This window comes from Nevskiales bacterium (assembly GCA_035574475.1).
In the GTDB taxonomy this organism is placed as follows: Bacteria; Pseudomonadota; Gammaproteobacteria; order Nevskiales; family DATLYR01; genus DATLYR01.
Genome location: DATLYR010000206.1, coordinates 1 through 20142 on the forward strand (window position 1 = coordinate 1; position 20142 = coordinate 20142).

18 protein-coding genes and 1 tRNA gene are annotated in these 20142 nt (G+C 68.7%); 10 read left to right on the forward strand and 9 right to left on the reverse strand.

Features of this window, described 5'->3' with window-relative positions; genetic code table 11:
- A partial coding sequence (locus VNJ47_12505) for an RNA methyltransferase (GenBank protein HXG29653.1) occupies nt 1–502 on the reverse strand: 502 nt, incomplete at its 3' end.
- An 80-nt stretch (nt 503–582) separates the two neighbouring features.
- On the opposite strand from VNJ47_12505, the gene VNJ47_12510 reads away from it, so the two are divergent.
- Nucleotides 583–1377, forward strand: a complete 795-nt coding sequence (locus tag VNJ47_12510; protein HXG29654.1) for an inositol monophosphatase family protein — start codon at nt 583–585, stop codon at nt 1375–1377.
- 116 nt (nt 1378–1493) lie between these two features.
- Here VNJ47_12510 and VNJ47_12515 read toward each other — a convergent pair whose 3' ends face one another.
- Genes VNJ47_12515 through tgt form a run of 5 tightly spaced genes read right to left on the reverse strand, consistent with a single transcriptional unit; the run spans nt 1494 to nt 6701 of the window.
- Entirely contained in the window at nt 1494–2381 is an 888-nt protein-coding gene (locus VNJ47_12515) for a haloalkane dehalogenase (protein HXG29655.1), read from the reverse strand.
- A 2-nt stretch (nt 2382–2383) separates the two neighbouring features.
- Nucleotides 2384–3313: a protein translocase subunit SecF gene (gene secF / locus VNJ47_12520; protein ID HXG29656.1), complete on the reverse strand. Its 930-nt coding sequence runs from the start codon at nt 3311–3313 to the stop codon at nt 2384–2386.
- 13 nt (nt 3314–3326) lie between these two features.
- Nucleotides 3327–5183, reverse strand: coding sequence for a protein translocase subunit SecD (gene secD / locus VNJ47_12525; GenBank protein ID HXG29657.1), 1857 nt, complete (start codon nt 5181–5183; stop codon nt 3327–3329).
- 18 nt (nt 5184–5201) lie between these two features.
- Nucleotides 5202–5537, reverse strand: coding sequence for a preprotein translocase subunit YajC (gene yajC / locus VNJ47_12530; GenBank protein ID HXG29658.1), 336 nt, complete (start codon nt 5535–5537; stop codon nt 5202–5204).
- Between the two features lie 48 nt (nt 5538–5585).
- Nucleotides 5586–6701 (reverse strand): tRNA guanosine(34) transglycosylase Tgt, encoded by a 1116-nt coding sequence (gene tgt / locus VNJ47_12535; GenBank protein ID HXG29659.1) that lies wholly within the window; start codon nt 6699–6701, stop codon nt 5586–5588.
- 184 nt (nt 6702–6885) lie between these two features.
- Here tgt and VNJ47_12540 point away from each other — a divergent pair, with 184 nt between their 5' ends.
- Nucleotides 6886–7161, forward strand: coding sequence for an HU family DNA-binding protein (locus VNJ47_12540; GenBank protein ID HXG29660.1), 276 nt, complete (start codon nt 6886–6888; stop codon nt 7159–7161).
- Nucleotides 7162–7222: 61 nt separating this feature from the next.
- Here VNJ47_12540 and queA read toward each other — a convergent pair whose 3' ends face one another.
- Nucleotides 7223–8263, reverse strand: coding sequence for a tRNA preQ1(34) S-adenosylmethionine ribosyltransferase-isomerase QueA (gene queA / locus VNJ47_12545; protein HXG29661.1), 1041 nt, complete (start codon nt 8261–8263; stop codon nt 7223–7225).
- A 66-nt stretch (nt 8264–8329) separates the two neighbouring features.
- Here queA and VNJ47_12550 point away from each other — a divergent pair.
- From VNJ47_12550 to VNJ47_12570, 5 genes are all read left to right on the forward strand, one after another.
- A tRNA-Leu gene (locus VNJ47_12550) sits at nt 8330–8417 on the forward strand.
- Between the two features lie 302 nt (nt 8418–8719).
- The gene (locus tag VNJ47_12555; protein ID HXG29662.1) at nt 8720–9274 is read left to right on the forward strand and encodes an NUDIX hydrolase; all 555 of its coding nucleotides are present in this window, start codon (nt 8720–8722) and stop codon (nt 9272–9274) included.
- 74 nt (nt 9275–9348) lie between these two features.
- Nucleotides 9349–9672 carry a ferredoxin FdxA gene (fdxA, locus tag VNJ47_12560; GenBank protein ID HXG29663.1) on the forward strand — a complete coding sequence of 108 codons (324 nt, stop codon included), beginning with the start codon at nt 9349–9351 and terminating at the stop codon, nt 9670–9672.
- Between the two features lie 39 nt (nt 9673–9711).
- A complete protein-coding gene (locus VNJ47_12565) occupies nt 9712–12339 on the forward strand; it encodes a PD-(D/E)XK nuclease family protein (GenBank protein HXG29664.1) in 2628 nt (875 codons plus the stop codon).
- A complete protein-coding gene (locus VNJ47_12570) occupies nt 12336–15653 on the forward strand; it encodes a UvrD-helicase domain-containing protein (protein ID HXG29665.1) in 3318 nt (1105 codons plus the stop codon). Before VNJ47_12565 ends, VNJ47_12570 begins: the two co-directional genes overlap by 4 nt.
- A 1-nt stretch (nt 15654) precedes the next feature.
- On the opposite strand, the gene VNJ47_12575 is transcribed toward VNJ47_12570, so the two are convergent.
- Nucleotides 15655–16383 (reverse strand): DsbC family protein, encoded by a 729-nt coding sequence (locus tag VNJ47_12575; GenBank protein HXG29666.1) that lies wholly within the window; start codon nt 16381–16383, stop codon nt 15655–15657.
- A 135-nt stretch (nt 16384–16518) separates the two neighbouring features.
- Nucleotides 16519–17475, reverse strand: a complete 957-nt coding sequence (gene xerD, locus VNJ47_12580; GenBank protein ID HXG29667.1) for a site-specific tyrosine recombinase XerD — start codon at nt 17473–17475, stop codon at nt 16519–16521.
- Between the two features lie 42 nt (nt 17476–17517).
- Between xerD and VNJ47_12585 the strand changes: the two genes are divergently transcribed.
- From VNJ47_12585 to VNJ47_12595, 3 genes are all read left to right on the forward strand, one after another.
- The gene (locus tag VNJ47_12585) at nt 17518–18282 is read left to right on the forward strand and encodes a lysophospholipid acyltransferase family protein (GenBank protein HXG29668.1); all 765 of its coding nucleotides are present in this window, start codon (nt 17518–17520) and stop codon (nt 18280–18282) included.
- Nucleotides 18279–19361: a cell division protein ZapE gene (gene zapE, locus VNJ47_12590; protein HXG29669.1), complete on the forward strand. Its 1083-nt coding sequence runs from the start codon at nt 18279–18281 to the stop codon at nt 19359–19361. The genes VNJ47_12585 and zapE overlap by 4 nt, the downstream gene beginning before the upstream one ends.
- Nucleotides 19362–19378: 17 nt before the next feature.
- Nucleotides 19379–20142, forward strand: a 764-nt coding sequence (locus tag VNJ47_12595) for a SulP family inorganic anion transporter (protein ID HXG29670.1), incomplete at its 3' end; no start/stop codon positions are given.

Consider the following 20142-nt stretch of genomic DNA (forward strand, 5'->3'; position numbering starts at 1 on the left):
CCGCCGCGGGCGCCGTCAGCGCCAGGCGCAGCTCGTAGGCCAAGAGCTGCACCGCGGCGGCGAGATTCAGCACCGGATATTCGGGATTGGCCGGGATCTGCACCAGCCGCTGGCACAGGCCGAGCTCGTCGTTGGTCAGGCCATAGCGCTCGCGCCCGAACACGATCGCCGCGGTCTCGCCCGCTGGCAGGCGCGCGATCTCGGCCGCACAGTCGCGCGGCGTCACCACCTGCCAGTTGTGGTGCCGGGGGCGCGCGGACGTGGCCATGACCAGCGTGCAACCGGCCAGCGCCTCGGCCAGCGTGGCGCAGACCTGTGCCCGTTCCAGAAGATCCGGTGCGTTGCTGGCGAGCGCGGTGGCCTCGGGATGGCTGAGGTACTTTGGCGCCACCAGCACCAGCTGGCTCAGGCCCATGGTCTTCATCGCGCGCGCAGAAGCGCCAATGTTGCCGGGATGCGAGGTTTCGACCAGGACGATACGGATGTCGGACAGCTGGGGCATGACGCAATCGCGGGCAGGGCCTGTGCTATTCTACGCGGCCTTCGCGCGCCGATTGGCGCGCCCGATCTTTAAGCCCGGACATGCATCCACACCTCAACATCGCGGTCAGCGCGGCCCGCGCCGGCGGGCGCGTGATCATGCGCCACCTCAACCAGCTCGAGCAGCTCCAGGTCCGGGCCAAGAGCCGCAACGACTTCGTATCGGAGGTCGACCACGCGGCCGAGCGGGAAATCGTACAGGTCATCCGCCGGGCGCACCCGGATCATGCCATCCTGGCCGAGGAAGGCGGCGCCGACGGCCGCAGCGACTGCGTCTGGATCATCGACCCGCTCGACGGCACCACCAACTACCTGCACGGCCTGCCGCAATTCGCGGTGTCCATCGCCCTGCAGCAGCGCGGCAGGCTCGAGCATGCCGTGGTCTACAACCCCTGGTCGCAGGAACTGTACACCGCCAGCCGCGGCCAGGGTGCGCAACTCGACGGCCGCCGCATTCGCGTGAGCAAGGCGCGCGCGCTGGAGGGCAGTCTGATCGGCACCGGCTTTCCCTTTCGCCAGAACCAGAATCTCGACACGTATATGCCCATGCTCCGGCATGTGATGGAGCACAGCGCCGGCGTGCGCCGCGCCGGCTCGGCCGCGCTGGATCTGGCCTATGTCGCGGCCGGGCGCCTGGACGGCTTCTGGGAAATCGGCCTGCAGCCCTGGGATCTGGCGGCGGGAATCCTGCTGATCAGCGAGGCCGGCGGTCGCGTGAGCGACCTGGCCAGCGACGGCGGCGATCCGCTCAAGACCGGCAACGTGCTGGCGGGCACGCCGAAGGTGTTCGAGGCGCTGGCCGCGGGCCTGCGGCCGCTACTGCGCACCGGAAAATAAGAAACTCAACAGGATTAACATGATTCACAGGATAAACAGGAAAGAGTTTCTCTCTCAAATCATGAACGTCTCATCCTGTTAATCCTGTCAGATCCTGTTCATCCTGTACCATTTCTTCAGCTTTCCCCCATCCACTCAATCAGGCGCCTCGCCAGATCGTCGCCGCGATCCTCCTGCACGAAGTGACCGCCCCAGATGCGGTCATGCGGCTGGCCCTGCGCGCCCGGCACATGCGCGATCAGGTGGCGGTCGGCAAGCCCGAGCACCGGGTCGTTCCTGCCGAACACGCACAGGAAGGGCTTGTGCCACTGTCCCAGTGCTTCCCAGGCCGCGCGGTTGGCGGGCACCGCCGGGTCGTCCTCGGCGGTCGGCACCAGGCGCGGAAAGGCGCGGGTCCCGGCCTTGTAGGCCGCAGACGGGAACGGCGCGTCGTAGGCGGCGATTTCCGCAGGCGACAGCTTGACCACGCAGCCGCTGTTGACGATGCGTCCGATCGGGAACCACGGCGACCAGCGCGCGAAAGCGCGCCAGAGCCGGAAGCCGCGCGACACGCCATGGCGTGCGGTCGGCAAAAAGCCATTGGCCACCATGATGCGCGCGAAGCGCTCGGGATTCTCGGCGGCGACGCGCAGGCCGATCAACGAGCCCCAGTCCTGGCAGAACAGGGTGATGCCCTGCAGGTCGAGCGCACGCAGGAAGCCGGCGATCCAGTCCACGTGGCGCTGGTAGCTGTAGTCGCCGATCGCGGCCGGCTTGTCGGACTTGCCGAAACCGATCAGGTCCGGGGCCAGCACACGGCAGCCCGCCGCGGCGACCGGCGGGATCATCCTGCGGTAAAGGTAGGACCAGGTCGGTTCACCGTGCAGCATCAGCACCACGGGCCCTGTGCGCGGGCCTTCGTCCACGTAGTGCATGCGCAGCTCGCCGAGCGTCAGGTAGTTCGGCGTGAAGGGGTAGCCGGGCAGATTGCGGAAACGCTCGTCCGGTGTGCGCAGGATTTTCATCCCTACACCAGCTTGTCGATCTCTTCTTTCTTCGGCGGCATCAGGTCTTCGCGCTTGAGACCCAGCTCCAGCGCGATCGAGCCGGCGACGAAGATCGAGGCGTAGGTGCCTACCGCAATACCGACGATCATGGCCAGCGAGAAACCTCGGATCACCTCGCCACCCAGGAACAGCAGCGCGAACAGCACCAGGAACACGGTGACGCCGGTGGTCAGCGTGCGGGCCAGCGTCTGGTTGTGCGAGATGTTGACGATTTCGGTGACGGTGTGCTTGCGCAGCAGATGGAAGTTCTCGCGGATGCGGTCGAACACCACGATGGTGTCGTTGATCGAATAGCCGATCACGGCCAGGATCGCCGCCAGCACGGTCAGGTCGAATTCGATGTGCAGTGCGGAGAAGAAACCGAGCGTCAGGATCACGTTGTGCGCCAGCGCAGCGACCGAGCCCACCGCGAACTTCCACTCGAAGCGGAACATGATGTAGATCAACATGCCGATCAGGGTCAAGAGCAGCGCCATGGCGCCGTTCTCGGCCAGCTCGCGGCCGACCTGCGGGCCGACATACTCGACGCGGCGCAGTTGCACGCCGGGTTCGGCGGCCTGCAGCGCCGCCAGCAGCGGGCTGTTTGCCTCGTTGGGTTTCAGCTCGACCGTGGGCGAAAGCCGGATCAGCACATCGCTGGAGGTGCCGTAGTACTGCACCACGCTGCCCGGATAACCGCCCTGCGCCAGCGCGGCACGTACGCTGTCCAGCTCGACCGTCTTCGGGTAGCTCACCTCGGCCAGCAGGCCGCCGGTGAAATCGATGCCGAAGTTGAAACCGCGCAGGACGATGCAGGCAATCGAGGCGACCACCAGCACGATCGAGACCAGGCCCGTCAACCGGCTCAGGCCGATGAAATCGATGTTGGTGCGTTTCTTGAAAAAGCGCATGCCGCCTCCGCTCTCAGATCGCCAGCGACTTCACGCGCCGCTGGCCGCCGTACACCAGGTGCACGATGGCGCGCGTGCCGGTGATGGCCGTAACCATGGAGATCACGATGCCCAGCATCAGCGTCACGGCGAAACCCTTCACCGGTCCGCTGCCCAGGGCGAAGCAGGCCACCGCCGCGATCAGCGTGGTGAGGTTCGAATCCAGGATCGTCACGAAGGCGCGATCGTAGCCGGCCGCAATCGCCGCCAGGGGGCTCTTGCCGGAGTCCAGCTCCTCGCGGATGCGCTCGCAGATCAGCACATTCGCGTCCACCGCCATGGCCAGCGACAGCACCAGGCCGGCGATGCCCGGCAGCGTCAGCGTGGCCTGCAGCAGCGACATGGCCGCCACCGTCAACACCAGGTTGGTGATCAGCGCGACGTTGGCGATCAGGCCGAACACCTGGTAGTAGAAGCCCACGAACAGCAGCGTCGCCAGCAGGCCGACCGCGGCCGCGATCGTGCCGCGCCGGATGTTGTCCTTGCCCAGGCTCGGGCCGACGGTGCGCTCCTCGACGATGTCCACCGGTACCGCCAGCGCACCGGCGCGCAGCAGCAGCGCGAGATCCTGGGCCTCCTTGGCCATCAGTCCGGTGGTCTGGAAGCGCTTGCCGAACACGCCGCGGATGGTGGCGACACTGATCACTTCCTTGACCGTTACCTTCTCGCGGATCTCGCGGCCGCCCTCATAGCGGATGTCGGTGCGGTTCTCGATGAACAGCACGGCCATGGGCTTGTTCAGGTTCTTCTGCGTGGTCTCCAGCATCGCCTTGGCGCCGGCGCTGTCCAAGGTCACGAACACCGCCGGGCTGTTGTCCTGCGGGTCGATGCCGGAGGTCGCATTCACCACTTGGTCGCCGGTGGCGATGGCATCGCGCAGGAGCAGCACCGGGCGACCCTGGCGGTCGTAGAACAGCTCGGTACCGGGCGGCGCGATACCGGTGCGCGCGGCGCGCTCGGTATCGGCGTCGGTCGCCACCAGGCGATACTCCAGCGTCGCCGTCTTGCCCAGGATGCTCTTGGCCTGAGCCGAATCCTGGATGCCCGGCAGCTGCACCACGATGCGGTCGTTGCCCTGGCGCTGCACCACCGGTTCGGCCACACCCAGCTCGTTGACACGGTTGCGCAGCGTGGTCAGGTTCTGGGTCAGGGCATTGTCCTGGATGCGCTTGAGTTCCTCGTCGCTCAGGCGGAAGCGCAGCGCCGGCCCGGCTGCGGCCTGCTCCTCGCTCTGCGTGAGTTCGGGAAACTCGTCCGCCAGTGCCTTGGCGGCCTTGCTGCGGGATTCGGCGTCTGCAAACACCAGCAACAGCCCGTCCGGCTGCTCGATGGCGTCGGCATAGCGCAGCCGCTCGCGGCGCAGGTGACGCGGCAGCTCGCGGGTCATGCGTTCGCGCGCCATTTTCTGCGCCGTCGGCAGGTCCACCTGCAGCAGGAAATGCACACCGCCGCGCAGATCCAGGCCCAGCGCCATCGGCTTGGCGCCCAGCGCCGACAGCCAGGCCGGGGTGCGCGGCGCCAGATTCAGCGCCACCACGTAGTCCTGGCCCAGGCCGCGCTTGAGCGCGTCGGCGGCTTTCAGCTGGGTCTCTTCATCAGGCAGGCGCACCAGCAGGCGGCCGTCGTCCGTCAGCACGCCGCGCGTCGGCAGCCGCTCGGCGGCGAGCAGGCCCTCCACGCGCGCGCGCAGGTCCGCACCCAGCGGCTCGCCGCTCTGGTGCGAAATCTGCACCGCCACATCCTCGCCGAACACGTTGGGCAGGGCGTAGAGCACGCCCGCCAGGGTCACGGCCAGCAGCAGGGCGTAGGCCCAGAGCGGATAGCGGTTCATGGATGGCCCGGGACCGGCTTAGAGCGACTGCATCGTGCCCTTGGGCAGCACGCTGGTGACGGCCTGCTTCTGCACGCGGATCTCGACCTTGTCGGCGATCTCGAGCAGCAGGAGGTTCTCGCCGATCTCCCGCACCTTGCCAACCACGCCGCCGCTGGTGACGACCTCGTCACCCTTGGCCAGTGCACTGAGCATCGTGCGGTGCTCCTTGGCGCGCTTCATCTGCGGCCGGATGAGCAGGAAGTAGAACACCACCAGCAGCAGGACGAGCGGCAGCATCTGCGCCATCAGGCTCGGCTGCGCGGGCGCCTGCGCGGCCGCGTCGGCCCAAGCGTTGCTGATCAGGAAACTCATGGGAAATTCCTCGGCAAGATCGTGAAACGGCAGCGAAACAGCGCCGGATTATGCCACAGAAGCGCGTGTTTTTAGGAACTCGGTGCGGAACTCGGCGAAGCGGCCGGCCGCGATCGCCTCGCGCATGCGCCGCATCAGCGACTGGTAGAAATGCAGGTTGTGGATCGTGTGCAGCCGCGCGCCGAGAATCTCGTTGCAGCGATCCAGGTGATGCAGGTAGGCGCGGCTGTAGTTGCGGCAGGTGTAGCAGCTGCAGGCCGGATCGAGCGGCGCGGGATCGCTGCGGTGGCGGCTGTTGCGGATGCGGAGCTCGCCCTCGTGCGTGAACAGGTGCCCGTTGCGTGCGTTGCGCGTGGGCAGCACGCAGTCGAACATGTCCACCCCGCGCGCCACCGCCTCCACCAGGTCCTCGGGCGTGCCGACGCCCATCAGGTAGCGCGGGCGGTCGGCCGGCATGCGCGGCAGCAGATCGTCCAGGATCTGCGCGCGCCGCTCCTTGGGTTCGCCGACCGACAGCCCACCGATGGCGTAGCCGTCGAAACCGATGTCGAGCAGCGCGGCCAGCGACTCGGCACGCAGTTCCGGGTACATGCCGCCCTGCACGATGCCGAACAGGGCTGCGGGATGATCGGCGTGGAATTCGCGGCAGCGCCGGGCCCAGCGCATGGACAGCGCCATCGAGTCGCGCGCCTGCTCGAGCGTGGCCGGGTACGGCGTGCACTCGTCGAACACCATGATGATGTCGGAGCCGAGCGCGTGCTGCACCGCGATCGAATCCTCCGGGCTCAGGAAGATGCGGTCGCCGTTGACCGGCGAGCGGAAGGTGACGCCCTGCTCCTCCAGCTTGCGCAGCTCCGCCAGGCTCCAGACCTGGAAACCGCCGGAATCGGTCAGGATCGGCCCGTCCCAGTGCATGAAGGCGTGCAGGCCGCCCAGCGTGCGGATGATCTCGGCGCCGGGACGCAGCATGAGGTGGAAGGTGTTGCCGAGCACGATCTGCGCACCGAGCTCGCGCAGTTCTTCCGGCGTCATCGCCTTCACGGTGCCGTAGGTCCCGACCGGCATGAACGCCGGCGTATCCACGATGTGCGTGCGGCCCGCGCGCTCGAAAACGAGCCGCCCGCGTCGGGCCGGGCCGTCACTCGCCAGCAGTTGGTAGTTCAATTCCGACAGGCCCTGTTTGGAGTCGATTGGGAGTCAATACCTTGACAAGCGCGTTCAGTTTAGCAAGAGCGGCATGCGCGCCGGACCGCAAAAAAACTGGTGCGAATCGCTTGGGTCTGTGGTATTACTGCGTTCGCTTTTGCCCACATAACACTGTAACGGAGGAACACCAGTGGCAAAGACGATGACCAAATCCCAGACCTACTCCCACCTCGCCGAGAAGACGGGACTCAGCAAGAAGCAGATCGGCGAAGTGTTCGACGCGACCCTCGCACTGGCGGTCAAGGAAGCCAAGAACGGCTTCGTGCTGCCGGGCTTCGGCAAGCTGGTGCTGGCCAACCGCAAGGCGCGCATGGGCCGTAACCCGCAGACCGGCGAGGCCATCAAGATCCCCGCCAAGCGTGTGTGCAAGTTCCGCCTGGCGAAGAGCCTGAAGGACGCCGTCCTCGGCAAGAAGTAAGTTTCAGCCGCTTACTTTCAGCCCCCGGCGATGCGAGTCGCCGGGGGTTTTCGTTCAGGGCTCAGCGCGCGTCCGGCGCCGGCGTCAGCCACATCGCGTCGCCATAACTGAAGAAGCGGTAACGCTCGCGTACGGCGTGCGCGTAAGCGCGCATCACATTCTGAAACCCGCCGAACGCGCACACCAGCATCAGCAGGGTGGACTCCGGCAGGTGGAAGTTGGTGAACAGCCCGTCCACCGCCCGGAAGCGATAACCCGGCCTGATGAACAGCCGCGTTTCGCCCGCAAAGGGCTCCAGCCCGCCCGCGCCTGTTGCCGACTCCAGGCTGCGCACCACGGTCGTGCCCACGGCGATGACCCGGCCGCCGCGCGCGCGCGTCGCCGCGACCTGTTCGCACAGCCGCGGGCTGACCGTCACGCGCTCGGCATGCATGTGGTGTCCGGACAGATCCTCCACCCGCACCGGCTGGAAGGTACCGGCGCCGACGTGCAGCGTCACATAGCCGAACTCCACGCCCTGCGCACGAATGCGGTCGAGCAAAGGCACGTCGAAGTGCAGGCCGGCGGTCGGTGCCGCCACCGCACCGGGGTCGCGTGCGAACACGGTCTGGTAACGCTCGCGGTCAGCCGCCGCCGGCGCGCGCTCGATGTAGGGCGGCAGCGGAATCTCGCCGTAGGCCTCCAGCACCTCGGCCGCCGGCTGCCCGCCCAGGAAGCGCAACCGGAAGAACTCGCCCTGCCGGCCCTCCACCTCGACACAGGCCATGCCACCCGCCAGCGTGATGACACTGCCGGCGCGCGGCGTCTTGCTGGCGCGCAGCTGGGCGAGCACGCGCGTCTCGTCGAGCACGCGCTCCACCAGGATTTCAACCGCACCGCCGCTCTGCTTGCGGCCATGCAGCCGCGCCGGGATGACGCGCGTGTCGTTGAACACGACCAGATCGCCGGCGCGCAGTTCCTCCGGAAAGTCGGCCACACGCCGGTCGCGCAGCGCACCGGTTGCGCCATCCAGGCACAGCAGGCGGCTGGCGCTGCGCTGCGGCAACGGGTGCTGCGCGATCAGTTCCGGCGGCAGGGCGTAGTGGAAATCGGAGCGGCGCATGGACTCCTGGAATCGCTTCGCGCGGATGGCGGCGGGAAGTATAATCCGCGCCGCAGCCCATCTCGTGCCGGAGTGGCGGAACTGGTAGACGCAGCGGACTCAAAATCCGCCGAGGCAACCCCTCGTGAAGGTTCGATTCCTTTCTCCGGCACCAAACAGAAGGCCCGCTCGCGGGCCTTCTGTTTGGTGCCCATGGCACGACTTATCCCCACATCCCCGCGGCCTTGTCTGCGCCAAGGCCGCCGCTCCTTAACTTAACAGGCTGTTGAAAAACGCCCTCTACCGTTGATCCCTGGCTTCGGCCCCGGCAGGGCCCCTTTCAGAGACGCAAAAGCGTCATCCATGACGTGCTCGGGCGGCGACATCCCTGTCGCCGCACGCTCTGAAAGTGGCCCTGCCGGGACCTCGCCTGCCGCAGTGCAGCGGGCTGCGAAGTCGGAGTGCTACCATCGCCGGATGAACTTCTGCAGCCACTGCGGCGCGCCGGTCGAGCTGAAAATCCCGCCCGGCGACCTGCTGCCACGCCACGTCTGTACCGTGTGCAAGGCCGTGCACTACCGCAACCCGCTGGTGGTGATGGGCTGCATCCCGCAATGGCAGGACAAGGTCCTGCTGTGCCGGCGCGCGATCGAGCCGCGCAAGGGCTACTGGACGCTGCCGGCCGGCTTCCTCGAGAACGGCGAGACCCTGGCCGAGGCGGCCGCGCGCGAGACGCGCGAAGAGGCGCTGGCCGAAGTGCAGATCCTCGACCTGTTCAGTATCGTCAACGTGCCGCACATCCGCCAGGTGCACATGTTCTACCTGGCGCGGCTGCTGCGCCCCGAGTTCGGCCCGAGCGACGAGAGCCTCGAGGTCGGGCTGTACGCGGAAAAGGACATCCCCTGGGACGAGATCGCCTTCCCCACCGTCTACCGCACGCTCAAGGCCTACTTCGAAGACCGGCGCGCCGGGCAGTACCGGCTGCACATCCTCGACATCCCCCGTCCGGCACCTCGACCGGTGCGGGACTAGCCGCGCGGGTTTTGTTTAAAATACGCAGGCGCCAGCCACAACCTCGCAGCCAGGACCCGAGCGGAGACCGAATCATGACGTTCGTCGTCACCGAACAGTGCATCAAGTGCAAGTACACCGACTGCGTGGAAGTCTGCCCGGTGGACTGCTTCCATGAGGGCCCCAACTTCCTGGTGATCGACCCCGACGAGTGCATCGACTGCACCCTGTGCGAGCCGGAATGCCCCGTCAACGCGATCTACGCCGAGGACGATCTGCCGCCCGAGCAGGCCCAGTTCAAGGCACTGAATGCGGAGCTGGCGCGCAAGTGGCCGGTCATCACTGAAAAGAAAGACCCGCCCCCCGACGCCAAGGACTGGGACGGCAAGCCAGGCAAGCTGCAATATCTCGAGAAATAGGCTCATGCCCTGAGCCTGTGCATGCATTAGCATGCGCGGATGCCATCTAGCGCGCCGGACTCCGATTCGATCGTCCTGACCACCCGCGAACCCGTGGCGCGTGCGCTGCGCAGCGAGTTCGCGCTGGCGCAACGCCGGCAGGGGCGCGATGCCTGGGAAGTGCCTGCCATCTTCAGCCTGGCGCGCTGGTGCCGCGAGCGCTGGCTGCTCACCTGGCCGACCCAGCAGCTGTTGCACGGCGTGCAGGAACTGGTGCTCTGGCAGCGCGCCATCGAGGCCGATGGTGCCGCCGGCAATGTGCTGTCACAATCCGCGCTGGCGCGGGAGGCACGTCGCACCGGACGTCTGCTGGCCCAATACGGCATCGACCCGGCACGCACGCCTTGCCGCAGCGACGAGCAGGAAGCCTTCCGGCGCTGGCATCGCCAGGTGCGCCGCGAGCTCAAGGCACGGGACTGGCTGATCGACGCCGAGCTGCCGGCGCGGGTCGCGCAGTTGATCGAGGCCGGCGAGATCCGGCCGCCGCGCGACATCCGCCTCTGCGGCCCGCAGTCGGGCCTCACCCCGGCCGATCGGCGGTTGCTGCAGACTCTCGAGAAAGCCGGCAGTCGGCTGCAAATCGAAAATGCGCCTGCGCGGCAGCCACGCCTAACGGCCACCTGCCACGGCACCGCGGAAGAGCAATTCCGCACGCTGGCGATCGGCATCCGCGATCTGCTGTTGACCACACCTGACGACGGCCAGCCACCGACGGTATTGGTGGTCTGCCCTGATCCCGCAGCACGGCGCATGCTGATCGAATCCGTTTTCATGCCGGTGCTGGCGCCATGGCGATTGCTGCCCGGCGAAGGCCTGCGGCCCCTGCCCTGGCGTTTCGCCGTCGCAGCAGGGCTCGACCAGCAGCCGCTGATCGCCGTCGCGCTCGGCCTGTGCGGGCTGTCCGAGCAGGACAACGGTCTGGACGATCTGTCACGCCTACTGCTTGCCGCCGCGCTGTGGACGCCGGCGCAGCGTGAGCTGGCCGCCCGCGCAGATTACACGCTGCGCCGTATGGGGGGCACACGCTTCTCGCTGACCGCGCTACTGCATGCCCTTCCCGAACCGCTGGCAGCGCCTTTCCAGGCCTTGCGCGCCGTGGTCCATGCATGCCCGCGCCGCGCCCTGCCCAGCGCCTGGGTGGCGCATTTCGAGCAGCGCCTCGCGGCGCTCGGCTGGCCAGGCGAGCGCCCGCTGCCCTCGGCGCCGTTCCAGGCGCGCCAGACCTGGGAGGAGGCGCTGGCGACCTTCAGTTCGATGGACGCACAGATCGGCCCGGTGCCGCATTCACAGGCGCTGAGCTGGCTGCGGGAAATCGTCGCCAGCCGCCCGTTCGAGCCACGGGCCGATCATGACCAGCCGGTGCAAATCCTCTCGCCGGAAGATGCCGCCGGGCTGGCCGCCGACCATTTGTTCGTGGTGGACGCCACCGACGACCGATTGCCGGGGCCAGTGCAGCGTTACCCTCTGCTCGCGACCGAGGCGCTGGTACAGGCCGGCGTGCCGGAGGTCACGGCTGCCTCGGCGCTGGACTGCGCACGCAGGCGGGTCGCGGAGCTGCTCGCGCGCGCAGGCGCAGTACATCTCAGTTATGCCGAAGTGGACGAGCGCGATGCGCGCCGTCAGCCCACCGTCCTGTTCGGTGCCGGGCTGACATGGGCGCGGCAGGCTGCCGAAGACCCGCTCACGGCCGCCGAGCGTGCGGCCGGGGCCGGGCTGCTGTATCTGCCGGAAGCCGACCCCGTGCCGCCGGTCGCCGACCCGGCGGCCGAGGGCGTGTTTGGCGGTGTGCAAATCTTCAAGGCCTATGTAGAAGCGCCGTTCTTCGCCTTCTGCCGCTTCCGACTGGGCATCGAACCGCTGCCGGAGCCGGTCGCCGGCATCCCCGCCAGCGCACAGGGCAACGTCATCCATGAAGTGCTCGAGGCGATCTGGTGCGAACTGCGCACGCAGTCGGCGTTGAAAGCCTTGTCGCCCGAGTCGCTGGGCGAGCGCCTCGACGGCCCGCTCGACCGTGCGCTGCGCCGGCACGTACCGGTGGAGCGCTACGGTCGATGGCTCCAGCAGGTGGAGCGTGCACGGCTGCGCGACGTCATCCTGCAGTGGCTGGAACACGAAAAGCGCCGGGTCGAGCCATTCGAGGTGGTCGCGCGCGAGCAGCGCGTGGACCTCGACTTCGAGGGCCTGGCGCTGCAGCTGGTCATCGACCGTGTCGACCGGGTGCAGACTCCGCTGGGCGTACGCCACCTGATCCTGGACTACAAGACCGGCCGCGAGGCCGAGGTGCGCGGCTGGAAGGCCGACCGACTGCAGGAACCGCAGTTGCCGCTGTACGCCACCAGCGTGGCGTTCGGGGGGCTCGGCATCGCCAGCGTGGATGGCATCGCCTTCGCGCACATCAAGGACGGCCATCCGGCGCTGGCCGCGGCCACCGACTGGGGCATGGGCCTGATCGAGCGGCGGCGCCGCTTCCCGGTCGAGTCCTGGCCGGAGCAGCTCGCCGCCTGGCGTGCGGCGCTGACCGACATCGCGCGTGGCTTCCTGGCCGGCGAGGCGGGCCTGGACGATCCGGACCGGCACCGCTTCGGGCTCAACCGCGAGCTGCTCGACCTGGTACGGGAGGACCTGTGAGCCTGGATTTCGCGCCACCGCCCGACCAGGCCGAGCGCGAGCGCGCGCTCGACATCGGCATCAGCGCGCTGACGATCGCACCGGCCGGCTCCGGCAAGACCACGCTGCTGGTGGCGCGTGCGCTCAAGTGCCTGGCGGTCTCGAACGAGCCGGAGGAAGTGGTCGCCCTCACCTTCACCAACAAGGCCGCGGCCGAGATCCGCGCTCGGCTGGTCGAGGCGCTGCAGGCCGCGCAGGGGCCGGCCCCGGACGGCGGCCAGGCACGCGCCACCTGGACCCTGGCCCGCGCCGTACTCGAACGCAGCCATGCGCGCGGTTGGCAGCTGCCGGACAACCCCAACCGCCTGCGCGCACTGACCCTCGACGCGTTCAACGCCGAGCTGGCCGCACGTCTGCCGTTGTTGTCCGGCCTCGGCGGGCCGGCGGCCATCGCCGAGGATGGCCGCGGCCTGTTCGAGGAAGCCGTGCAGTCGCTGTATGCCGAGCTCGAGGACGACACACTGGCGGCGGAAGACCGCGAGGCGCTGCAGACCGTGCTGCGCTGGGGGGACAACCGCCTCGACCGCCTGCTCGAACCCTTCGCCACCATGCTGGAAAAGCGCGAGCAGTGGCTGGAGCCGATGACGGACCTGCAGAACGCCGCCGAGACCCGGGATGCCGAGGTGCTGGGCGCGCTGGTGCAGCAGCGTCTGCAGGCACTCGACCGCAGCCTGACGGATGCGGACAAGACCAGTCTGATCTCGGTGCTGCACGAAGGCGCCGCCCAGGCGGAAAAGCTCGCCTGGGCGGCAGGACTGCAGCGCTGGCCCGAGCCCGACGCGGCCCGGCTGGACGACTGGCAGCGCATCGCCGCACTGCTGATCACACAGCAGGGCGAGCTTCGCAGGCAGGTCAACGCCACCAATGGCTTTGTCGCGGGCCAGGACTACAGCCGGCGCATGAGGGACTGGCTGCAATCCCTGCAGGAGGATCCGCGCGGCGCGCGCATCGCCGCCGCCGCGACGGCCGTTGCCGCCTGCCCGCCAGCGAGTTATCCCGAGCATCTGCGCTGGCAACGACAGGCTTTCGCCCGCGTGCTGCTGCGCCTGGCCGCGCACCTGCGCGTAGTGTTTGGCCAGCGCGGGCAGGCCGACTTCACCGAGGTAGCGCTGGCCGCACACCAGGCGCTGGCCGGCGAACAGGGCTACAGCGAGCTGCTCGGCCGCGTCGACGCGCGCATCCGTCACCTGCTGGTGGATGAAATGCAGGACACCAGCGCGGGCCAGGTGCGGCTGCTCAAGCGGCTCACCAGCGGCTGGGTGCCGGGCGACGGCCATTCGCTGTTCATGGTCGGCGACCCGCAGCAAAGCATCTATGCCTTCCGCAAGGCCGAGGTGCGGCTGTTCCTCGAGCTGTGGACGCAGCAGCGTCTCGGCGAGGTACCCCTGACGCGCATCCGTCTGACCACCAACTTTCGCAGCAGCGCGCCGCTGATCGACTGGTTCAACCGCAGCTTCGGCGCGGTGTTCCCGGAGACCTCGGACCTGTACGCCGACGCAGTGGCCTACAACCCCTGCGAGCCCGCCGCACACTCGGCCCGCGAACCGCAGACGCCGGTCATGGTGGTACCGCTGGCCGGCGACGCGGAAACGGCGGAGGCCGAGGCCGTCGCCGCGCGCGCCGCGCAGCTGCTGCAATCGGGCGGCAGCGTCGCCATCCTGGCGCGCGCGCGCCCGCACCTGTGGCACACGCTGGCGGCGCTGCGCCGGCAGGGCATACCCCACAGCTGCCAGGACATCGACCCGCTGCACGACATCCCGGCCGTGCGCGAATACGTGCAGCTGGCGCGCGCGCTGTGGCACCCCGAGGACCGGCTGGCCTGGGCGGTGGTGTTGCGCAGCCCGCTGGTGGGCCTGTCCTGGGCCGATCTGCTGGCACTCTCGCGCGGCGCGCCGAAACGCAGCTGGCCGCAGAAGATCCGGGACGCGCTGGCGGCGCCGGCCGACCTCTCGCCCGAGGGCCACACGCGGCTGTCGCGCCTGCAGGCGGTGCTGGCCCAGGCGGAAGACGATCCGTTGCTGTACGGCGACCTCGCCGCGCGCGCCGAAGCCGTCTGGCATGCGCTGGGTGGGCCTGCGACCGTGCCGCCCGACGCGCTCGCCGACCTGCGCATCGCCATGCGCCATCTGCGCACGGCGGCCGCCAGCGGCGAGATCGCGAGCCTGGCCGCACTGCGACGCTCGTTCGCGCAGGTCTATGCCACGCCCAAGGCGGGGGCGGTGCAGGTGCTGACTGCGCACAAGGCCAAGGGACTGGAGTTCGACCATGTGCTGCTGGCCGGCTGCGGGCGCGTCACCCAGGGCGACGATCGGCCGTTGCTGCAGTACCGCGCGTTCCGCGAGGGTCTGCTGCTGGTGCCGCAGCCGCCGGACAGCCTGCCGGAGGACGACCCCGCCTGGCGCCTCTACGATTTCATGCGGCGACTGCAGCGCGACGCGGCACGCCACGAGCTGCTGCGACTGCTCTACGTCGCCTGTACCCGCGCACGCCGCACGCTCACCTTGTTCGCCAACCTGGGTTTCGACAAGGACGGCACGCCGAAACCGCGCAGCGGCAGCTTCGCCGAGCTGCTGTGGCCGGCGATCGGCGCCGACTGCGCAAACCTTGCGCCGTCCGACGCCGAAGACGACGTGCGTGTCCTGCGCGTGCCACGCTCACCCCGCCTGCCGGTCGATTACCGCTTCGAACCCGACGACCGCAGCTGGCGGCCGCAAGCAAGCCGCAGCCTGCGCCCTTCCGAAGCCGTGCTCGACGCTCAGCAGACCAAGCCGCGCGAGGGCGACGTGTACGCGCAGCTGATCGGGGTGATGTACCACGAGGCCATGCGGCGCATCGCCCAGGACGGCGTGGCGGCCTGGCGCGACGGCGGCGCCTCGCGGCGTGCGGCGATGGCGGCCGGTTTCCGGCACCGCGGCCTGCCCGAGCCCCTGATCGCCACCGCCGTGCAACGGGTGCTGGAGTTACTGCGTACCACGCTGGACAGCGAAGCGGGCCGCTGGCTGCTGGCGCCGCGCGAATGGTCGCAGAGCGAGTACGCGCTGGCCGGCTATCGCGACGGGCAGTGGGTATCGGCGATCATCGACCGCTGCTTCGAGGACCACGGCCAGCTGTGGGTGATCGATTACAAGACGACGACCGAACCGGCAGCCGAGGCCGCGGCACGCTACCGCGAGCAGCTGCGCCATTATGCGGCGCTGCTCGGCAGCCTGCGCGGCAAGCCGGTGCGCTGCGCGCTGTTCCTGGCGGACAGCGGCAGACTCGAGGAAATCGGCTGAGTCAGTCCTGCGGATTGTCGAGCGTGCGACGCAGCTCGGCCGGTGGCTGGTAACCCGGGATCATGCGCCCGTCCTCGGTGATGATGGCCGGCGTGCCGCGCACGCCGACATCGATGCCGGCCTGGTAGTGGCTGGCCACGGGCGTCTTGCACTGCCCCGCCGGCAGAGTCTCGCCCTGCTTGGCACGGGTCAGCGCGTCACGGCGATCCTTGGCGCACCACACCGCGTCGGCCTTGCGCGACGACTCGGAGTTGAGCCCGGCGCGCGGGAAGAACAGGTAGCGCACCGCGATGCCCTGCTCCTGGTAGCCTTTGATCTCCTTATGCAGCAGCCGGCAATAGCCGCAGTCGATGTCGGTAAATACCGTCACCGTATGCTTTGGCTTCTTCGGGCTGAAGATGATCATGTCCTGCTCACCGATCCGGGCCAGGCGGTTCTTACGCCCGAGCTGGCGGCGCTGCTCGGTGAGGTTGTGCTGCGTGCCCAGCTCGATCAGGTCGCCATGCAGCAGGTATTTGCCGTCCTCGCTGACATAGCCGATCTCGTTGCCGATCGACACTTCATAAATACCTTTGAGCGGCGTCTTGCGCACCTCGGTGACGGGGCTGCCCGGGAAGGTCTTCTGCAGGCGCTCGCGCAGCGCTTTCTCGCCGGCGTCTTGCGCGGCACCGAGCGTAGCCTGAACGAGGAGGAGCGACCCCGCCAGGGCGGGCAGAACGAATTTGCGCATGGGTCAGGGCCTTGAGGAAATGGGGTTGGGATATGTCTCTATGGCTATGGACAACCGGCCGACGGACAGGTTCAGCCGCCGCCAAGATTAGAGAGTCGCCCCCGGCCGCGCAAGCCGCGCCCGCAGGACTGACGGCTAACCGCGCGGATGATGCTGCTGGTGCAGGCTTTTCAGCCGTGCGCGCGCGACGTGCGTGTAGATCTGGGTCGTGGACAGGTCGCTGTGGCCGAGCAGCATCTGCACCACGCGCAGGTCGGCGCCATGGTTGACCAAGTGGGTGGCAAACGCATGCCGCAGAGTATGCGGCGACAGCGCCGAACGGATGCCCGCCTGGCGCGCGTAGCGCCGGATCAGGTGCCAGAAGTTCTGGCGCGTCATGCCGGGCGCGCGGCGGCTGGGGAACAGCCGGTCGGTCTGGCGACGGCCGAGCAGCGCAGGACGCGCCTCGCGCAGGTAGCGCTCCAGCCAGGCGCTGGCCTCTTCACCCAGCGGCACCAGTCGCTCCCGACCGCCCTTGCCGGTCACCTGGACCACACCCTGGCGCAGATTGAGCTGGTGCAAACGCAGGCCGACCAGCTCGGACACACGCAGCCCAGTGGCATAGAGCAGTTCCAGCATGGCACGGTCGCGCAGGCCCAGAGGGTCTGCCGTCGCCGGCGCGGCGAGCAGCGCCTCGACGTCGGCTTCGCTCAGCGTCTTGGGCAGCGGCCGGCCGAGCTTCGGCATGTCGATCAGTGCGCTCGGATCTTCCGCGATGAGGTTCTCGCGCGCCAGCCAGCGGTAGAAACGTCGCAGGCTGGTCAGCAGACGCGCGGAGCTGCGTGGCCTGGCGCCGAGACGGATGCGCGCAGCCAGGTAATCCAGCAGCTGCCCGCGCTGCGCCGTGCGCAGCGAACTGCCACTGGCCTGCAACCAGACCGCCAGCGCGGCCAGATCGCTGCGGTAGGCCGCGAGCGTGTTGCGCGACAGACCGTGTTCGCTCCACAGCGCGTCGAGATAGCGGTCGAGCAGCGCCGCCTCGGTGTCCGGCAGGCGTGCCTCGACACTGGCCGTAGCGGCATCGGGCCTGCGGGCTGACTGTGCGCGCTTCATGTGGCCCGTATAATAGCCAAACGCCAGTTCCACATGACTGCCATGACTTTGCCACGCCCGCTCTTCCGAGGTCTTTACGGCCTGTATGTCTGGGTCGCGGGCCTGCTACTGCTGCCGCCCCTGTGGCTGGTGACGATCAGCCTGCCCGGCATGGACCGGCGCCGGCGTTTTGCCAGTTGCGCGATGCAGTTCATCGCCCGGGCCATCGGCAACCCGATCCGCATCGAAGGACTGGACGAGCTGCCGCCGGGGCCGGCCATCGTGGTCGCCAACCATATCAGCTATCTCGACGGCCCGATGATGCTGCTGGCCCTGCCGCCGCGTTTCAGTTTCGTCGTCAAGGTCGAGGCCTCGCGCGTGCCCGTGATCGCCCTGATGCTGCGGCGCATGGGCTGCACTTTCGTCTCGCGCGACAACGCCGCGCAGGGCTCGGCCGATACGCGGCGCCTGATCCGGGCGCTCAAGGCCGGACAGTCGCTGGGCCTGTTTCCGGAAGGCCACATCCAGCGCCGGCCCGGCCTGCAGCCGTTCCGCCTGGGCGCTTTCCTGATCGCGGCGCAATGCGGCGTGCCGGTGGTGCCGGCGGTGATCCGCGGCACGCGCGGCTTCCTGGCCCGTAACGCGTGGTGGCCCGCGCACAGCCCGATCCATATCCGCCTGCTGCCGCCGATCCAGCCCGAAGCCCGGGGGCGAGCCGCGGCCGAGCGCCTACGCGACGCGGCCTATGCCGCCATCCTGCGACATTGCGAGGAACCGGCCGCCCTGCCGTCGGCCGGCACCCAGTCCACGCGCGCGTCCGCGGCATGAAGGCGTCGCCGCTGGCGCGTTATCAGGCCGACCTGCGCCGCGGCGACTTCTCTCCCGACCCGGCGCAGGCCGAGGCCGTGCGGCGCCTGCAGCGGATTTACGAGGAACTGATCGCGCGCAAGCCGCGCCGGGTGGCGCTGGGCAAGCGCATGCAATGGCCGGCGGTACGCGGCCTGTATCTGTGGGGCGGCGTCGGCCGTGGCAAGACCCACCTGATGGACGGCTTCTACGAGTCGCTGCCGTTCTCGCGCAAGCGACGCACGCATTTCCACCGCTTCATGCAGTCCGTGCACGAGGCGCGCAAGCGCTACCCGCAGGAGCAGGACCCGCTGGTGCGGGTCGCGGACGAGATCGCGGCGCAGGCGCGGGTGCTGTGCTTCGACGAGTTCTTCGTCTCCGACATCGCCGATGCCATGATCCTGGCGCGGCTGCTGGAGGTGCTGTTCGCGCGCGGCGTCACCCTGATTGCCACCTCCAACATCGCGCCGTCGGGCCTGTACCGGGACGGACTGCAGCGCCAGCGCTTCCTGCCAGCGATCGCGCTGCTCGAACGGAACTGCGACGTGCTGCAGGTGGACGGCGGCATCGATTACCGGCTGCGGGTACTGGAGCAGGCCGAGATCTACCACTATCCGCTGGACGCGCAGGCCGACCTCAACCTGCAGCGCTACTTCGATGCCATCGCGCCCGAACCCGGCACCGCCCATGCAACACTGGAACTGCACGGCCGCCGGATCGCCACCCGCTGCCTGGCGGAGGGCGTGGTCTGGCTCGACTTCGACGCGTTGTGCCGCGGGCCGCGCGGCAGCGCCGACTATGTCGAGATGGCGCGCTGCTTTCACAGCGTGCTGCTGTCCAAGGTACCGGTGCTCGACGCCAGCCTGGAGGACGAGGCGCGGCGCTTCATCACTCTGGTGGACGAGTTCTACGACCGCGGCGTCAAGCTGATCCTGTCCGCGGCCGTGCCGCTGGAGCGCCTCTACCAGGGCGAGCGTCTGCGCTTCGAGTTCCAGCGCACCGAGAGCCGTCTGCGCGAAATGCAGTCGCACCAGTACCTCGCCCGGCCACACCTGCCCTGAGGAGCCGTCAAGCCGCCATGCAACCCGTCGCCGAACGCCAAGGGCCCATCCCGCTGTTCACCGCACTGCGCGAGAGCCTGCGCCAGGGCTACAGCCTCGAGCGCCTGCGCGGCGACCTGCTGGCAGGCCTCACCGTCGGCATCATCGCCGTACCCCTGTCCATGGCGCTGGCGATTGCGGTGGGCGCGCCGCCGCAGCACGGCCTGTACACCGCCATCGTGGCCGGCGCCCTGATCCCGCTATTGGGTGGCTCGCGCTTCAACATCTCCGGCCCGACTGCGGCCTTCGTCGTCATCCTGCTGCCGATCACCCACCAGTACGGCCTGGGGGGCTTGCTGCTCACCACCGTCATGGCCGGCCTCATCCTGCTGGCGATGGGCGTCGCCCGGCTGGGCCGGCTGATCCAGTTCATTCCCTATCCGGTCACGGTTGGCTTCACCGCCGGTATTGCCGTCGTCATCGCCACGCTGCAGTTCAAGGATTTCCTCGGGCTGACGGTGGCCGGCATGCCCGAGCACTACGTCGGCAAGCTCGCGGCGCTGGTCGCCGCGCTGCCCAGCTTGCGCCTGCCCGACTTCGCGGTCGGCCTGGTCACATTGCTGTGCATGCTGCTGTGGCCGCGGCTGCGCACGCCGGTGCCGCCGCACCTGGTGGCGCTGCTGGTCGGCACGGGCACCGGCTGGCTGGGCACGCAGCTGCTGACCGGCTTCGAGATCGGCACGATCGGCTCGCGCTTCAGCTGGTCCGTCGGCGAGTACAGCGGACATGGCATCCCGCCCTA

Bases quoted from the DNA above. Each gene is read 5' to 3' on its own strand.
- xerD (HXG29667.1), bottom strand. From the start codon at position 17,475: ATGAAGCGCGCACAGTCAGCCCGCAGGCCCGATGCCGCTACGGCCAGT.
- queA (HXG29661.1), bottom strand. From the start codon at position 8,263: ATGCGCCGCTCCGATTTCCACTACGCCCTGCCGCCGGAACTGATCGCG.
- VNJ47_12555 (HXG29662.1), top strand. From the start codon at position 8,720: ATGAACTTCTGCAGCCACTGCGGCGCGCCGGTCGAGCTGAAAATCCCG.
- secF (HXG29656.1), bottom strand. From the start codon at position 3,313: ATGCGCTTTTTCAAGAAACGCACCAACATCGATTTCATCGGCCTGAGC.
- fdxA (HXG29663.1), top strand. From the start codon at position 9,349: ATGACGTTCGTCGTCACCGAACAGTGCATCAAGTGCAAGTACACCGAC.
- VNJ47_12540 (HXG29660.1), top strand. From the start codon at position 6,886: ATGACCAAATCCCAGACCTACTCCCACCTCGCCGAGAAGACGGGACTC.
- secD (HXG29657.1), bottom strand. From the start codon at position 5,183: ATGAACCGCTATCCGCTCTGGGCCTACGCCCTGCTGCTGGCCGTGACC.
- VNJ47_12510 (HXG29654.1), top strand. From the start codon at position 583: ATGCATCCACACCTCAACATCGCGGTCAGCGCGGCCCGCGCCGGCGGG.
- zapE (HXG29669.1), top strand. From the start codon at position 18,279: ATGAAGGCGTCGCCGCTGGCGCGTTATCAGGCCGACCTGCGCCGCGGC.
- VNJ47_12575 (HXG29666.1), bottom strand. From the start codon at position 16,383: ATGCGCAAATTCGTTCTGCCCGCCCTGGCGGGGTCGCTCCTCCTCGTT.
- yajC (HXG29658.1), bottom strand. From the start codon at position 5,537: ATGAGTTTCCTGATCAGCAACGCTTGGGCCGACGCGGCCGCGCAGGCG.
- VNJ47_12585 (HXG29668.1), top strand. From the start codon at position 17,518: ATGACTTTGCCACGCCCGCTCTTCCGAGGTCTTTACGGCCTGTATGTC.
- VNJ47_12565 (HXG29664.1), top strand. From the start codon at position 9,712: ATGCCATCTAGCGCGCCGGACTCCGATTCGATCGTCCTGACCACCCGC.
- VNJ47_12515 (HXG29655.1), bottom strand. From the start codon at position 2,381: ATGAAAATCCTGCGCACACCGGACGAGCGTTTCCGCAATCTGCCCGGC.